At 64.4% G+C, this 14,954-nt stretch carries 16 protein-coding genes; 10 read left to right on the top strand and 6 right to left on the bottom strand.

Annotation, left to right across the window (positions count from 1 at the left end; translation table 11 throughout):
* Positions 1-19 precede the first annotated feature (19 nt).
* Both IRL76_RS03440 and IRL76_RS03435 read left to right on the top strand, forming a co-directional pair.
* Complete coding sequence (locus IRL76_RS03440; RefSeq protein WP_200983195.1) at positions 20-241, top strand: hypothetical protein; 222 nt, start codon at positions 20-22, stop codon at positions 239-241.
* A gap of 335 nt (positions 242-576) precedes the next feature.
* Entirely contained in the window at positions 577-888 is a 312-nt protein-coding gene (locus IRL76_RS03435; RefSeq protein WP_200983193.1) for a hypothetical protein, read from the top strand.
* Positions 889-959: 71 nt separating this feature from the next.
* Here IRL76_RS03435 and IRL76_RS03430 read toward each other — a convergent pair whose 3' ends face one another.
* Positions 960-1,409 (bottom strand): Lrp/AsnC family transcriptional regulator, encoded by a 450-nt coding sequence (locus IRL76_RS03430; protein ID WP_246449959.1) that lies wholly within the window; start codon positions 1,407-1,409, stop codon positions 960-962.
* A 117-nt stretch (positions 1,410-1,526) separates the two neighbouring features.
* Between IRL76_RS03430 and IRL76_RS03425 the strand changes: the two genes are divergently transcribed.
* Positions 1,527-2,735, top strand: a complete 1,209-nt coding sequence (locus IRL76_RS03425; protein ID WP_200983189.1) for a methionine gamma-lyase — start codon at positions 1,527-1,529, stop codon at positions 2,733-2,735.
* Positions 2,736-2,808: 73 nt separating this feature from the next.
* Here the strand turns inward: IRL76_RS03425 and IRL76_RS03420 are convergent, their stop codons facing one another.
* On the bottom strand, positions 2,809-3,747 hold the full coding sequence (locus IRL76_RS03420) for a hypothetical protein (RefSeq protein WP_200983187.1): 939 nt from the start codon (positions 3,745-3,747) through the stop codon (positions 2,809-2,811).
* A 195-nt stretch (positions 3,748-3,942) separates the two neighbouring features.
* Here IRL76_RS03420 and IRL76_RS03415 point away from each other — a divergent pair, with 195 nt between their 5' ends.
* From IRL76_RS03415 to IRL76_RS03405, 3 genes are all read left to right on the top strand, one after another.
* Positions 3,943-6,696 (top strand): ATP-dependent DNA helicase, encoded by a 2,754-nt coding sequence (locus IRL76_RS03415; RefSeq protein WP_200983185.1) that lies wholly within the window; start codon positions 3,943-3,945, stop codon positions 6,694-6,696.
* Positions 6,693-7,220, top strand: a complete 528-nt coding sequence (locus tag IRL76_RS03410; protein ID WP_200983183.1) for a SixA phosphatase family protein — start codon at positions 6,693-6,695, stop codon at positions 7,218-7,220. The genes IRL76_RS03415 and IRL76_RS03410 overlap by 4 nt, the downstream gene beginning before the upstream one ends.
* A gap of 89 nt (positions 7,221-7,309) precedes the next feature.
* Positions 7,310-8,491, top strand: a complete 1,182-nt coding sequence (locus tag IRL76_RS03405; protein WP_200983181.1) for an acyltransferase family protein — start codon at positions 7,310-7,312, stop codon at positions 8,489-8,491.
* Between the two features lie 15 nt (positions 8,492-8,506).
* Here IRL76_RS03405 and soxR read toward each other — a convergent pair whose 3' ends face one another.
* Positions 8,507-8,944 (bottom strand): redox-sensitive transcriptional activator SoxR, encoded by a 438-nt coding sequence (gene soxR, locus IRL76_RS03400; RefSeq protein ID WP_200983179.1) that lies wholly within the window; start codon positions 8,942-8,944, stop codon positions 8,507-8,509.
* A gap of 113 nt (positions 8,945-9,057) precedes the next feature.
* Between soxR and IRL76_RS03395 the strand changes: the two genes are divergently transcribed.
* Positions 9,058-9,432, top strand: coding sequence for a VOC family protein (locus IRL76_RS03395; protein ID WP_200983177.1), 375 nt, complete (start codon positions 9,058-9,060; stop codon positions 9,430-9,432).
* Positions 9,433-9,593: 161 nt separating this feature from the next.
* The gene (locus IRL76_RS03390; protein ID WP_200983175.1) at positions 9,594-10,853 is read left to right on the top strand and encodes a Xaa-Pro dipeptidase; all 1,260 of its coding nucleotides are present in this window, start codon (positions 9,594-9,596) and stop codon (positions 10,851-10,853) included.
* Here the strand turns inward: IRL76_RS03390 and IRL76_RS03385 are convergent.
* The 3 genes from IRL76_RS03385 to ubiA are packed head-to-tail and all read right to left on the bottom strand — an operon-like array spanning position 10,828 to position 12,736.
* Positions 10,828-11,154 (bottom strand): ArsR/SmtB family transcription factor, encoded by a 327-nt coding sequence (locus IRL76_RS03385; protein ID WP_200983173.1) that lies wholly within the window; start codon positions 11,152-11,154, stop codon positions 10,828-10,830. The two genes, IRL76_RS03390 and IRL76_RS03385, sit on opposite strands and share 26 nt — an antisense overlap.
* A 47-nt stretch (positions 11,155-11,201) precedes the next feature.
* Complete coding sequence (locus IRL76_RS03380; protein WP_200983171.1) at positions 11,202-11,822, bottom strand: SOS response-associated peptidase; 621 nt, start codon at positions 11,820-11,822, stop codon at positions 11,202-11,204.
* Positions 11,822-12,736 (bottom strand): 4-hydroxybenzoate octaprenyltransferase, encoded by a 915-nt coding sequence (gene ubiA / locus IRL76_RS03375; protein WP_200983169.1) that lies wholly within the window; start codon positions 12,734-12,736, stop codon positions 11,822-11,824. Before ubiA ends, IRL76_RS03380 begins: the two co-directional genes overlap by 1 nt.
* A 39-nt stretch (positions 12,737-12,775) precedes the next feature.
* Between ubiA and IRL76_RS03370 the strand changes: the two genes are divergently transcribed.
* Together IRL76_RS03370 and IRL76_RS03365 are read left to right on the top strand one after the other, a co-directional pair.
* Entirely contained in the window at positions 12,776-13,531 is a 756-nt protein-coding gene (locus IRL76_RS03370) for a 16S rRNA (uracil(1498)-N(3))-methyltransferase (protein ID WP_200983168.1), read from the top strand.
* Positions 13,532-13,572: 41 nt separating this feature from the next.
* On the top strand, positions 13,573-14,943 hold the full coding sequence (locus IRL76_RS03365; protein ID WP_200983166.1) for a glutamate--cysteine ligase: 1,371 nt from the start codon (positions 13,573-13,575) through the stop codon (positions 14,941-14,943).
* Positions 14,944-14,954: the final 11 nt, after the last annotated feature.

Here is a 14,954-nt window from a genome sequence, read left to right as displayed (position 1 = left end):
ATTGTTCCCATTCGCGCTAATGTGGGCGCTGATTTCTCTCGTTGTCGGCCTGTCCTATGGCGTCAGCCTGTTTCGGCTTGACGACCTCTGGCCGACTATCCTCTGGTTCCTGGTACTCGCTCTTCCGATCTGGATTTTTAAGACCTTACACTCGGCGGGGGATGATTGGCGAAAGCTGGCAATCACCTTGTTGGCGACGCTGGCGTTCGCAACTTTCTTCGCGCTTACGCAGGTGAAGTAGTACAGGTCGCTTTCCGTCCAGATTGGGCCCTAATTGTGGACAGAAGTGAGCGAGCATCGACTTTCGTGGCGAAATTCAGACCCCGGAGCATGAGCATTGGATGCCTTGTCGTTCTCATCATATTGATTGTTACGGCAATGCTCGGTTGGCCTCCGATCTGGAACGCACTGTTTAGGCTAGCTTACTGCCTAGACGGGGATGGCGGATGCCCGTGGCAATAATGTCCGCTTTCCACCCACCTGATGACCGCTTCACCGAGTTAGCGAAGCGCCACGAACGGACTGACCGCTAACGACCCGATTGCGGACATCAGCCTCAGGCGGCATCTTGCCATCATGAATAGCAACAAGTCACAATTTGAGCCGTCTGACCTCATGGCTGATGTGAGGCTCTATTCGGTGCAAGACGGAGGGAAGGCGCGACCAGCACTGCCGGGTTACAGATGTCCGTTGTTTACATCGAAGGACATAAGTCTCGGCGGATGGGAAGCTCAAATGCAGTTGACTGACGGCCCGTTTGAAGCGGGGACGGAACGGCGCGTCGGCTTCGTCTTCCTCACGGAGCAAGGTGCAGATGCCATAAGGCGAGCAAAACGATTTTACCTCTGGGAAGGACAATTTATCGGCGAGGCGACCGTCGTAGGGTAACGTCCGCCCTCCACCCAATATTCGCCCTTCGCGTTTACCTCGTGTGCCGCCAATAGCCGCCAACGAGACACTCAGGGCAATTCCACCGTGTCCTTCACCGTCCCGTAGACGAAACTCGTGTTGATGGTTGCGATGCCCGGCGTGTCGTGCAGCGTGCCGCGCATGAAATCCTCGTAGGCGTCGAGGCCTGCGACCACGATCTGGAGCAGGTAGTCCGAGCTTCCCGTCATCAAATGGCAGGTGAGGATCTGTGGCGTCTCGCGGACCCGCGCCTCGAAGGCGGCGACCACCTCGCGGTCATGCCGGGCGAGCGTGACCTGGACGAAAGCGCTCACGGGATAACCGGCCGCCTCGCGGTCGACGATGGCGACATAGCGGTCGATCACGCCCGAATGCTCGAGATTGCGCACCCGCCTGAGGCATGGCGAAGGCGAGAGGTTCACCCGCTCCGACAATTCCGCATTCGTCAGCCGCCCGTCGCGCTGGAGTTCGCGAAGTATCTGGCGATCTTTTGCGTCCATTGACCCCTTCGTTGGCATATAATGCTAATCTGAAGAACAATCGTGGCATAGATAGGAGAAAAATGCCAGCGTCACGACGCTATGATGGTGCCGAAACAACAAACAAGGGCACAAACCATGAGTCGCAAGCAGCTTTCAGGCTTCACCAGCCGCGCCATTCACCACGGGTACGACCCAGCTGAGAACATGGGTGCGCTGACCCCGCCGATGCACATGGCATCGACCTTCGCCTTCGAAAGTGCGGAACAGGGCGGCGCGATCTTTGCCGGTGAACAGGCGGGCTATTTCTACAGCCGCATCTCCAACCCGACGCTCGACCTGCTCGAACAACGCATCGCCACGCTCGAGGGTGCCGAGGCGGGTGTTGCCACCGCCAGCGGCATGGGCGCGATCACCGCAGTCATGTGGACGCTGCTCGCCGCCGGTGACGAGATCGTGACCGACAAGACGCTCTATGGCTGCACCTTCGCCTTCTTCCGCCACGGCCTCGCCAAGTTCGGGATCAAGGTCACCCATGTGGACCTGACCGATCCCGCAGCCCTCGAAGCCGCGATGAGCGATCGGGTGAAACTCGTCTATTTCGAAACGCCTGCGAACCCGAACATGCGCCTGGTTGACATCGCCGCTATCAGCACAGTGGCGCACGCTCATGGTGCCCAGGTCGTGGTCGACAACACCTATGCGACACCCGCCCTGACGCGCCCGATCGAACTCGGCGTGGATGTGGTCGTGCATTCGGCCACCAAGTACCTTGGCGGCCATGGCGATCTGGTTGGCGGCCTCGTTGCGGGCAGTGCCGAGACGATGCAGCGGGTCCGGCTGGAGGGCCTCAAGGACATGACCGGCGCGGTGATGAGCCCCTTCACCGCCACCCTCATCATGCGCGGCCTCAAGACACTGGCGCTACGGATGGAGCGGCACAGCGCCACCGCGCTCGACGTCGCGCGCTGGCTGGAAGCCCAGCCGCAGGTCGCGGCGGTCCACTACCCCGGCCTCGAAAGCTTCGCCCAGCACGAGCTCGCCAACCACCAGATGGCGTTGCCCGGCGGGATGATCGCCTTCGACCTTGCCGGCGGCTACGAGCAGGGCATTCGCTTCATGAACCGGCTCGGCATGATCATGCGCGCCGTGTCACTGGGCGATGCCGAAACCCTGATCCAGCATCCGGCATCGATGACCCACTCCACCTACACGCCCGAAGAACGCGCGGCGCACGGGATCGGCGAAGGATTGCTGCGACTGTCGGTTGGGCTGGAAGACAGCGACGACATCCTTGCGGACCTTGCCCAGGCGCTTGCCGCTTCGGACCTCGCCATCGCCGCCTGACACGCAATAGGGGTGCCCGACCCGAAGGCGGACACCCCTACCGCTGCGACGCCAGCTGAGGGTTGGGAGGGGATCAGGCGGTCGCAGGTCGCCAGCCACGGAGCTCTGGCCAGACATTGGTGTACTGGCTGAGGTCGATGCCCGGCTTGCGATCGGTAAAGCGGGTACCGATCGACTGGAGGATCAGTCGCGCACGCTTCGCCCGTGCCTTGTGCGACTGGAAGGGATTGGCGCGGTCCGGCTTGGCCGCGATCATGCGACGCAGCAGGTTGTCACGCTCGCGTTCGGTCTTCGGGGCAACCGGCGGGATCTCGACCGCAGCGCCGTTGCTCGAGGCAATCGGAGCGGTGGGTTCGAGGGCCGGCGTGGCGACGAGGGGAGCGGCGTCGTAGGCAGTCACGGCCGGTTCGCGGTCGAAGGTATCTACCGGACGCGTGACAACGGGCTGCTCGATCACCGGCACATCGACCACGCGGCGGCGGAGCGAACGCACCAGGAAGAAGGCGGCGAGGCCTACGCCGCCCGCAGCGAGCAGGGCGAATAGCAGCGCAGCACTCGACCCGTCCTTGACGGGTTCGGGAATGGATTCGAGTTCGGCCCGTGCAGCTGCGATCTCTGCCTCATTCGCAGTCGGCAGGATATCGGCTGTCGGCGCTGCGACCGCCTCGGTCGGCAATTCGGTCGCGGCAGCTGACGGCGCGGCGGGAGTCACGGCGGTGCGAGCGGTCGGCGCGGACGTTGCCCGACGTGGGCTTGCCGTCGTCGCTGCAGGCTCGGAAACCGGCGTGCCGGTGCGGGCAACCGGCTCGCTATCCGGTCCTGCGACGCTCGTCGCAGTCGCGGTAGGCACCGCTTCGGGAATGGCGATAACCGGCGCAGGCGAACTTGCTGGAGTCGGGACATCGAGGACGATGACCGGAGTCTCTTGGGCAAGCGTGGGAGTAGCGGAAAGCGCGGCCATGGCGGCAATCGCGATGGGGGCGCTGGCGAGCAGATGGCGGGTCTTGGTCATGCCGATAAAACCGGCAAGATTTGGCCACAGTTCCTGTAATCTCCCGTTCAGGAACCACCAACACACTGTTTTGAAACGCTTCGGATCGTTAATTTCGGGGCGGCGTGAAGACCGCTTGCGACGAACCGTTGGCAGGATTCAGACCTTCCCCGTCCCTCTGTTTACTTTTCGTTCCACACTAAGCATGGTCGAATCGTGAGCGCCCCGCTGCCCCTCCCTTCCCTCCACGCGAGCCACGCCGGGACCTGGCTGCGCGATGCCAACGGCAGTACTCGCGGCTGTTCGAAGGGCGAGGCTGTCATGGCCGCGGCCGATACCCCGCTGCTAATGATGAATGCCCCGCTGGTGGCAAGCAGGCTGGGCTATCCGGACCTCTCCGGCCTCGACCTGCTCGAGCTTTTCGCCTTCGTCCATCCGGCGAAGTTCTGCGTGCCGACGCCCAAGGGTCTGGCCCACGCGCTGGGGCTGGAGGAGCCTTCCGACGACGCAGGCGTGCCCTTGCTCCTGCAACAGGCGGCAGGTGCGCTCGTCGCCACGTGCGAGAGCGACACCTGGGAGCAGCGCGAAGGGGCGTGGTCGACCCTGCAATCGCTCGCGCGTCTGAGGTGGCCCTGGGCCGGTGTCCTCGCCCCGCATATCCGCCAGCCGGAGAAGGCCGAGAAATGGCTCTTCTCCAAGCTTGCCGAGTGGGAAGAAGCGCCGGATCGGCCCCAGCCGCAGCAGGTACTGATCGAGGAAGCCGAGATCGAAGGCCAACTCGCCCGCCTGACCGGAGAGGGCGCCGAGCAGCGCGACGGCCAGCGGCTGTTCTCGCGCGATGCGGGTAGCGTATTCGCCCCGCGCGACCGCGAGCGGCGGCCGCATATCCTCCTCGCGCAGGCCGGAACGGGCATCGGCAAGACGCTCGGCTATCTCGCACCCGCATCGCTGTGGGCGCGCTTGTCGGGCGGGACGGTCTGGGTCTCGACCTACACCAAGAACCTCCAGCGCCAGCTGCGCCGCGAAAGCGCCCGCGCATGGCCCGCGACGCGCCCCGACGGCACGCCCCCCGTTGTGGTTCGCAAGGGGCGCGAGAACTACCTCTGCCTGCTCAACCTAGAAGACGCACTGCAGGGCGGTTTCGCCGGACGCCCAGCCATCCTCGCGCATCTCGTCGCGCGGTGGGCGGCCTATTCTCAGGACGGCGACATGATCGGCGGAGACCTCCCCGGCTGGCTCGGCACTCTGTTTCGCAAGCGCGGCATCGCGGCGCTGACCGACCAGCGCGGCGAATGCGTCTATGCCGGCTGCCCGCACTACCGGAAGTGCTTCATCGAGAAGAGTGCCCGTGCCGCCGCGCAGGCCGACCTCGTCATCGCCAACCACGCGCTGGTGATGGTCAACGCCGCGCGCGGGCGCGATGCGGCCAACCGTCCCACGCGGATCGTGTTCGACGAGGGACATCACGTTTTCGATGCCGCCGATTCCACCTTCTCCGCCGCGCTCACCGGAGCCGAGGCGATCGAGCTGCGGCGCTGGATCGTCGGGCCGGAGAAGAACAGCCGCGGCCGCAGGCGCGGGCTGGCCGCACGGCTCGCCGATGTTGCGAGCTATGACGAGGCCGGAGGCGATGCGGTCGAGGCGGCGGTCGAGGCGGCGCATGCCCTCCCCTCCGACGGCTGGCTCGGCCGGCTGGTCGAGAATGCTCCGATCGGACCGCTGGAGGAATTGCTCGCTCAGGTCCGCGCCGTCACCTACGCGCGCGACGAGAGCGGGCAGGAGGCGGGATACGGCATCGAGACGGAGACCGCACAGCTACCCGGCGAGCTGGTCGAGGCCGCCGGTGCCGCCGCACAGGCGCTGGCCGAAATCCGCCAGCCGCTGTTGAAGCTCGCCGGCCGGCTCGAGGCTGTCCTGGAGGACGCACCCGACTGGCTCGACGGACAGGGCCGCGCCCGTATCGAAGGCGCGCGTCATTCGCTCGCCTGGCGCATCGACCTGATCGCCGCATGGGAAGCGCTGCTCGGGCGGCTCGGCGGGCCGGCGGATCCCGAGTTCGTCGACTGGCTGGCGGTCGATCGCAACGACGCGCGCGAATTCGACGTCGGGCTCTATCGCCACTGGCTCGACCCGATGAAACCCTTCGCCAAGGTGGTGCTCGAACCGGCGCACGGCGTCATGCTGACCAGCGCCACGCTGACCGATCGCGACGAGACCGGTCCGGATTGGGAGCATGCCATTGCCAAGAGCGGTGCGCTCCACCTCGACCTGAAACCGAAGACCGCCCAGGCGGACAGCCCGTTCGACTATGCGAGCCGGGCCGAGGTCATCATCGTCACCGACATCCGCAAGGGCGACATCCCGGCCATGGCGGGCGCCTATGCCCGGCTGATCGAGGCAAGCGATGGCGGCGTTCTCGGCCTTTTCACCGCGATCCGCCGGATGCGCGCGGTCTATGGGCGCATTGCCGACCGTCTCGCCCGCGCAGGACTTCCGCTCTATGCGCAGCATGTCGATCCCATCGACACCGGCACGCTGACCGACATCTTCCGCGACGACCCGCGCGCCAGCCTGCTCGGCACCGATGCCCTGCGCGACGGGGTCGATGTTCCCGGAGAATCCTTGCGCTGCGTGGTCATGGAAAGCGTGCCCTGGCCGCGTCCGACGATCCTCCACCGCGCCCGCCGCGCCGCTGCTGCCGAGCAGGAAGGCGGCGCCCAGCGTTACGACGACCGGATCATCCGTGCGCGGCTCGCACAGGCATTCGGCCGCCTGATCCGCAGTCGTGACGATGCGGGTCACTTCGTGGTCCTCTCGCCCGCCTTCCCCACCCGATTGCTGTCCGCGTTCCCGGCGGGCACGCCAGTCATACGTATGACATTGGAAGAGGCTTTACAGCGGGTCGCACAAGGTGTTGGAGGGACGCGAGAGAGCTTTGTGTCCGACGAAGCGGAGAGCCAGACCCAGTGAAGATCCTCGGCCTATTGCGGCATGCCAAGTCCGACTGGGGGAAAAGCGACAAGCGCGATTTCGACCGGGGCCTCAACGATCGCGGCCACCGCGGCGCGCAGGTCATCGGCGACCATATCCGCGACCATGGGGTCAAGTGGGACCTGCTCCTCGCCAGCCCGGCCGAGCGTGTGAAGCTGACCCTCGCCGATGCCCTGCCCGACCTCGAACCCGTGTGGGACGAACGGCTCTATCTCGCCGGCACCGACACGATCTGCGACGTGATCCGCGAGCATGGCGGCGACGCGAAGGCAGTGCTGGTGTCAGGTCACAACCCTGGCCTCGGCGACATGGTCTTCGAGATGGTCTCACCGAAAAACGAAAACGCCCTGTTCGACGAGGCCAAGGTCAAGTTCCCCACCGCCGCCTACGCCGTGTTCGAACTCGCCATCGACGACTGGGCCGACCTGCGCGAAGGCTGCGGCACGCTGGTCCATTTCGCGCGGCCGAGAGACTTGGACCCGGAGCTGGGGCCGGAGTACTAGGGGAAGTGGCGAGGTTCGGGCGCCATTTTCAGTGGCGCTAACGTTCTGAGTTGGGACGAAGCCGGGAAAAGAATTCACGTGCGTCATCGGTGAAACTGCGCCATCGTGAGAACGTTCTCACACTTCGTCGCGAGTTCGAGATGACAATAACCCAAGCCGGCGATCGCAAGACCTTCGAAACCCTGAACGGTATGCGCGGAATTGCCGCTCTGGCTGTTGCGACAATGCACATACAATGGTTTCTGGGGCCACTTCACCCGGCCATCGTCTCTGTGGTCGTAGATTTTTTCTTCGTCCTGAGCGGTTTCGTCATCGCCTACTCATACGAGGCCGAACTGGTGAACGGTTACCCGCGCCGCAGTTTTCTGCTGGCACGGTTGATCCGACTTTACCCGTTGTTCTTTCTGGGCCTGCTGCTCGGCGCGATTTCGAAGGCGATCTTCGAGTTTCCAGACAACCCCGTAGTCTATTGGGGCAACGTCGGTTTCAACCTCTTCATGCTGCCGTATCCGCTCCCATACCCACAGCAGTACGACGATCTGTACCCGCTGAATTATCCGGCCTGGTCGATCTTTTACGAGGGCATCGCATACATCCTCTTCGCACTGCTCATTCGACGCCTGACTGATCGTTGGCTGGTCTGCGTCATCTTGGCCGGCCTCGCCGCACTCATTTACACCGGGATCGTTGAAGGCACTCTCGACAGGGGAACCTGGCGACCAAGCGTGATTGGTGGGTTGGCGCGCGTGACGTTTTCCTTTTTTGCAGGCGTTGCGCTTCACCGCCTTTGGCTAAGGAGGCCCACAAAATGGGCTTTGCATCCAGTGTTGCTGTTTGCGCTACTGATCGTGCCCCTCCTGTGGCGCCCGGATGCAGTCGCGGTATGGGGCTGGCTCTACGAATTGCTGGTCATCGCGGTCTGGATGCCAATGATGGTCTGGCTCGGCGCTGGAAGCACGGCAAAAGGGAGATGGCACAAGATTTGCGCTGTTCTCGGAGTGGTCAGCTACCCACTCTATATCCTGCACGCGACGGTTTACCCTTACGTGTTCCACTACAATGACCCGGACAGTCCCGTGTTCTTCGAACAACACGCCCCATGGCCAGCTTTGAGCGTGATCCTGCTCCTTTGCCTCGCGTCATGGTTGCTGGCAGTCTATGTCGATCTTCCATTCCGCAGACGGTTGATCCGCGCGCTTCTGCCGCAACGCTCCCCGCAGCCAGCCAAAAATGAAAATGCAATGGAAGGTGATCCAGAGATCCGGTCGTAGGACGAGAGTCAGCTCTCAAAGCAGCACCCGCGGCCCCGCACCCTTTTCGGCCCACTTGTCGCCGGCATTGAACAGCGCGCATTTCTTCAGGCTGAGGCAGCCGCAGCCGATACAGCCGTCGAGGTCCTCGCGCACTTTCTCCAACTGGGCGATTTGCGCGTCGATGCGCTGGCGGATGGTGCCGCTGATGCGTTTCCAGTCGGCGGCATTGGGCGTGCGCCCCTGCGGCAGGCGCTTCATCGCCTCCTCGATCTCCGACAGCGACAGGCCCAGCTTCTGTGCGATCATGATGAAGCTCAGCCGGCGGATGTCGCTGCGCAGGAAGCGGCGTTGATTGCCATTGGTCCGCCAGGGCTCGACCAGCCCCTTGTCCTCGTAATACCGGATCGCCGAGACACTCAGGCCCGTGCGCGCAGCGAGTTCGCCGATGGTCAAAAGGTCGTTCGCTTTCATCGATCACAGCGATAGCGATTTTGCAGCTTGACCTCAAGTGAGGTTGAGGTTGCACAAGTCGGTGCATCGCATGTCGCCACACTCTCAACCTCCGGCGGCAAAGGAGATGCACAATGGCCCACGGCAATATCGAACACGTCAACATCACCGTTACCGACCCCGAACGCAGCAAGACCCTGTTCGAGGACCTGCTCGGGTGGAAGGAGCGGTGGCGCGGTCCCTCGCTGATGGGCGGGCGGACGATCCACGTCGGCGATGCGCACAATTACGTCGCCATCTACACCAACGATGCAGCTAAGGGCGGTTTCGCCAAGGGCGTGCCGCTGAACCACGTTGGCCTGCAGGTCGACGATCTCGACGCCGCCGAGAAGGTTGTGCTCGGCCACGGGCTCGAGACTTTCAGCCACAGCGAGTACGATCCGGGGCCGAGGAGCTTCTACTTCTTCGACTGGGACGGCATCGAATTCGAGGTGGTGAGCTATGAATGAGATCATCCCCCGCGCGCCGATGTTTGCGCAGCCGCTCTTCCCGCGCCGCAAGGCCAGCCAGGAGAAGCACAAGGACCGCCCTACCCCGTTTCCAACCCGTCCGGTTCGTGTATGAACTTCCCCCAAGGGGCGCGGATCTTGCGCCCCGCAGGGGAACCACCATGAAGCTTGCCGCCTGCGCCTCCGCGCTTGCCCTTTTCGTAGCCGCTCCGCTCGCTGCCGAAACGGTGGCCGTCACCGCCGACCGGTTGCTCGATGTCGAGAGCGGCAAGTACATCGCCGATCCGGTCGTGGTTATCGTCGACGGGAAGGTTTCGGCGGTGACGTCGGGCGGCGCGGTGCCGGATGGCGCGACGCATATCGACCTTGCCGGCAAGACCCTGTTGCCCGGCCTCATCGACATGCACGTCCACCTCGACGGGCGGCCCGAGTACGGCGGCTACACCGGCCTCCAGTTCACCGATAATTTCGCAACCGTCCTGGGCGTAGTGAATGCCGAGAAGATGCTGCAGGTCGGCTTTACGACCGTCCGCAACGTCGGCGACACCAACTACGATGTGAAGGCCGTCGACGAAGCGATCGAGGAAGGCTGGGTGCAAGGACCGCGGATCGTCACCGCCAACTATGCGCTTGGCGCGACCGGCGGGCATTGCGACGAGACCTACCTGCCGCCGAGCTTCGGTGCGAAGAGCCCGGGTGTCGCCGATTCCCCCGAGGAATTCCGCCTGCGCGTGCGAGAGCAGCGCAAGTATGGCGCCGAAGTCATCAAGGTCTGCGCAACCGGTGGCGTGTTCAGCCGCAACACCGAACCGGGCCAGCAACAGCTCCACGAGGAGGAACTTCGCGCGATTGCCGAGGAAGCTCACTTCTGGGGCCTCAAGGTTGCCGCCCACGCGCATGGAGCTGCGGGAATCAAGGCGGCGATCAAGGCCGGGATCGACACGATCGAGCATGCCAGCCTGATCGACGATGAAGGTATCCGCCTCGCCAAGCAGCACGGCACCTGGCTGTCGATGGACATCTACAACACCGACTACACCCAGCGCGTGGGCCGTTCGAACGGCACGCTGGAGGACAATTTGCGCAAGGACCGCGAGATCGCGCAGGCCCAGCGCGACAATTTCCGCAAGGCACACCAGGCCGGCGTCGGCATGGTCTTCGGCAGCGATGCCGGGGTGATGCCGCACGAGGAAGTCGGCGGGCAGTTCGCGGTCATGGTCGAATACGGCATGACCCCGATCGAGGCGATCCGCGCAGCGACGGTCAATGCGGCGCAGGCACTCGGCCAGGCGGGTCAGGTCGGCGTGGTGAAGCCGGGATCATGGGGCGACCTGATCGCCGTATCGGGCGACCCGCTGGTAGACGTAGGCGAACTCGCCGACGTCGATGCGGTGGTCAAATCCGGTGTGCGGGTGAAGTAACAGCGCGCTGCGAGCGAAAACCCGCAATCGCACCCATCGGTACATCCTCGAACCGGCCGAGCCAGCGGCGGGCCATTTTCGCCAGCGGTACGGGATTGAGGTAGTGCCGCTTGCACCGCCCGTCCCGCTCGCTTGCGACAAGTTCGGCCGCCTCGAGCACCGCCAGGTGCTTGGCCACCGCCTGTCGGGTCATCGGCAGGTCTTCGGAAAGGTCGGACAGCGTTAGCCCGCCTTCCTCGCTCAGCCGGTCCAGCAGGAGCCGGCGTGTGGGATCGGAAAGGGCGACGAAGGTGTCCGTCATGAAAGGGAAGCTATTCCTCCTTTTCCGAGTCGCTCAAGTTTTCGGGGTCAGAGCAAGCCGACTTGTCCACGACCGGACCACGGCTCCCCCGTACGGTCGAGGGTGAGTTCGCCCTGCCACGGACGGCACAAGGCAATCGCTTCTTGCGGAGTCCCACCCGTCCAGGTGGCGATATCGTCCTCGGCCAGCAGCACCGGCATGCGCGTGTGAACCTCTGCGGCGAGGCCGGCGGCATCGGTCATCACCATGGAGTAGACATCGCCCCATTCCTCGCTGGTGCGCCAGATGCCCGCAACTGCGAAGAGTTCCGCATCGGGGCGCGAGAGCCAGCTGCGGGTCATCGATCCCTTCTTCCCCTCGGCCTCGGCCCATGCCGTCACCGGGATGATGCAGCGCCGTTCCTCGAAGCTGTAGCGCCAGAAGAAGCCGGAGAGCTTGTCGGTGCGGGCATTGTTGACCGGCTTGGGCTTCAGCGGCTGGCCGTTCTTGCCCTTCAGCACCAGCGGGAAACCCCAGCTCATCTGGCGCAAGCGCCCTCCCTCGACGACTGCGCCCGGGTATCCGGGATAGACCTCGTCACCGAAGTTCGCGCCGCCCAGTTCGTTGACCACGTCGAACCACTTGGCGACCTCGTCCTTGTTCTTGGTCATGCGGTAGAGGTTGCACATCAGGCGTTCCCCACGATGAAGCAGGCGATCGCGACCAGTGCGCCCGTCCAGCGGTTGGAACGGAAACGGTCGAGCGGATTGGCACCGTCCTCTGGATCGAGCGTCACGACCTGCCAGGCAAGGTGGCCCGCAGCCGGCAGCAAGGCGAGCAGCGCCACCCAGTCCGCGCGATAAAGCCAGAAGGCCAGCGCCCAGAGCCCGATCGCCCCGGCATAGCATCCGGCAACGCCGCTCCTCACATGCGCGCCCATGCGCAAGGCGGAAGACCGAATGCCGACCAGCGCGTCGTCCTCGCGATCCTGCAGAGCGTAGATCGTGTCATAGCCGATCACCCACAGCGCCGCGCCCGCATACATTGCGGCAAGCGCATCCCAGTTGTCGGCCCGCAATTCCGTCCAGCCGACCAGCAGCCCCCAGGTGAACACCATGCCGAGCCACGCCTGTGGCCACCAAGTGATCCGCTTCATGAAGGGATAGGCCGCCACAAGTGCAACGCTCGCCAGCGCGACGCCCTGCGCCAGCGGTCGCAGCTGAAGCAGCACCAGAAGGCCGACGAGGCAGAGCGCGAGCAGCCATACCCTTGCCAGCTTCTTCGATACCCGTCCGCTTGCCACCGGCCTCACTGCCGTACGTGCCACCTGCCGGTCAAGGTCGGCATCGACAATGTCGTTGTAGACGCACCCCGCCCCGCGCATGGCGATACTGCCGAGCAGCAACCAGAGCACCAGTTCGACCTGCCACCCCGCTCCTGTCAGCCACACGCCCCATGCACACGGCCAGAATAACAGCCACCACCCGATGGGGCGATCGAAGCGGGCAAGCTGGGCCAGGTCACGCGGCAGCTGCGGCAGGCGCGCAATGATCCCGCGGTGCTCGGTGTCAGGGACGATTTCGGGGGCAGCGGCGTCGCTCATCGCTTGCTCCCTACCTTCCACCGTGCCACCTGCAAAGCCATGCCCGCAACACCCGCATGGCCGCCAAAGAGTGCTCCCCGCCTGTTCGTCGATGGTCCGATCGCCCTCGACTTGCCGGTGCATGTCGAAGGCAATCAGGCACATTACCTTGGCAAGGTGATGCGCGTCGCGCCCGGCGACGCCGTGATCCTGTGTGACGATGCGACCGGGGAATGGGCTGCGGAGGTGGTGGAGGCCGGCAAGCGCCACGTGACTCTCGCCCCACGCGAACTGCTGCGCGAGCGTGAGCCGGTGCCCGACTTCTGGCTCTGCCCGGCGCTCCTGAAGAAAGACCGCTTCGACCTCGTGCTCGAGAAGGCAACCGAGCTTGGCGTCGCGCGGATCGTACCCGTAGTCACGCGGCGCTGCGTTGCCGACAAACTCAACGCCGAACGCGCCCGTGCAGTCGCGACCGAGGCCGCCGAGCAGTGCGCCCGCACCGCCCTCCCCGAACTGGGCGAGCCGGTGAAGCTCGACAGCCTGCTGCGCGACTGGCCACAGGATCGCCACCTGTTCTTCGCCGACGAGAACGGCGGAGAGCCAGCCGCCGACGCATTCTGCTATGCCGAGGGGCCTGCTGCCCTGCTGGTCGGTCCCGAAGGCGGCTTCGACGAGGCAGAGCGTGCCGCGATCCGTGCCCATCCCGCCTCGGTCGCGATAAGTCTCGGCCCCCGTATCCTGCGCGGCGAAACGGCCGCGATAGCCGGCGTGGCAGTGTGGATGGCCGAGGCTGGCGACTGGATCGACGAAGAATAATTTCCTTTCCACGCAAGGTTCGGTTTTCTAACGCAACCGGCATGAGCACACGCGACACATCCGCCAAGGACGATCCCATCATCGAGTCGCGTGACCAGTTGGTCCAGCCAATGCAGCAGGGCGAGAAGCCCAAGGACGCCTGGCGCATCGGTACCGAGCACGAAAAGCTCGTCTACTGCCGCAAGACCTTCAAGGCCCCCTCCTATGACGAGCCCGGCGGCATCCGCGACATCCTGATGGCACTGACCGAGTTCGGTTGGGAACCGGTTGAAGAGAACGGCAAGGTTATCGCCATGCGCGGCGAGGACGGCACCGTGAGCCTTGAGCCCGCCGGACAGCTGGAACTGTCGGGCGCGCCGCTGGAAAACCTGCACCAGACCTGCGCCGAAACCGGACGGCACCTACAGCAGGTGAAGGAAGTCGGTGAGCGCTTCGATGTCGGCTTCCTTGGCCTCGGAATGTGGCCAGACAAGACCCGCGAAGAACTGCCGATCATGCCCAAGGGCCGCTACGACATCATGCTGCGGCACATGCCGCGCGTCGGCAGCCTTGGCCTCGACATGATGCTGCGCACCTGCACGATCCAGGTGAACCTCGACTATTCGTCCGAAGCCGACATGGCGCAGAAGTTCCGCACCAGTCTCGCGCTCCAGCCGCTTGCTACCGCGCTCTTCGCCAACTCGCCCTTCCTCGAAGGGAAACCCAACGGTTACCTGTCGTATCGCAGCCATATCTGGAGCGACACCGACCCCCACCGCACCGGCATGATCCCCTTCGTGTTCGACGAGGACTTCGGATACGAGCGATACGTTGACTACATGCTCGACGTGCCGATGTACTTCGTCTTCCGTGACGGGAAGTACATCGATGCAGCGGGCCTCAGCTTCCGCGACTTCCTCGATGGCAAGCTGTCGGTCCTGCCCGGCGAGAAGCCGACGCAGAGCGACTGGTGGGATCACCTGTCGACCGCCTTCCCCGAAGTGCGCCTCAAGAGCTTCCTCGAAATGCGCGGCGCCGATGGCGGCCCGTGGAGCCGCATCTGTGCCCTTCCCGCCTTCTGGGTCGGCCTGCTCTACGACCAGGGCGCGCTCGATGCCGCGTGGGACTTGGTCAAGGGCTGGTCGATGGACGAGCGCGAGGCCCTGCGCAACGCGGTGCCGAAGCTTGCTCTGGATGCCGAAATCCCCGGTGGCGGCAAGCTGCGCGACCTTGCCCGCGAGGTACTGAAGATTTCCCGCGCTGGCCTTACCGCACGCGGCAAGCTCAATTCCTCCGGCGACAACGAGACGGGCTTCCTCGAAACGCTCGACGAGATCGTCGCCAGCGGAAAGGTCCCGGCGCAGGTCCTCCTCGACCGTTACAACGGCGAATGGGGCGGAGACATCAAGCGCGTCTACAAATACAGTTTCTGAGCGAGGGAGAG

The organism is Qipengyuania soli (genome assembly GCF_015529805.1).
GTDB classification, from domain to species: domain Bacteria; phylum Pseudomonadota; class Alphaproteobacteria; order Sphingomonadales; family Sphingomonadaceae; genus Qipengyuania; species Qipengyuania soli.
This window is presented reverse-complemented; position numbering and strand designations above follow the sequence as displayed.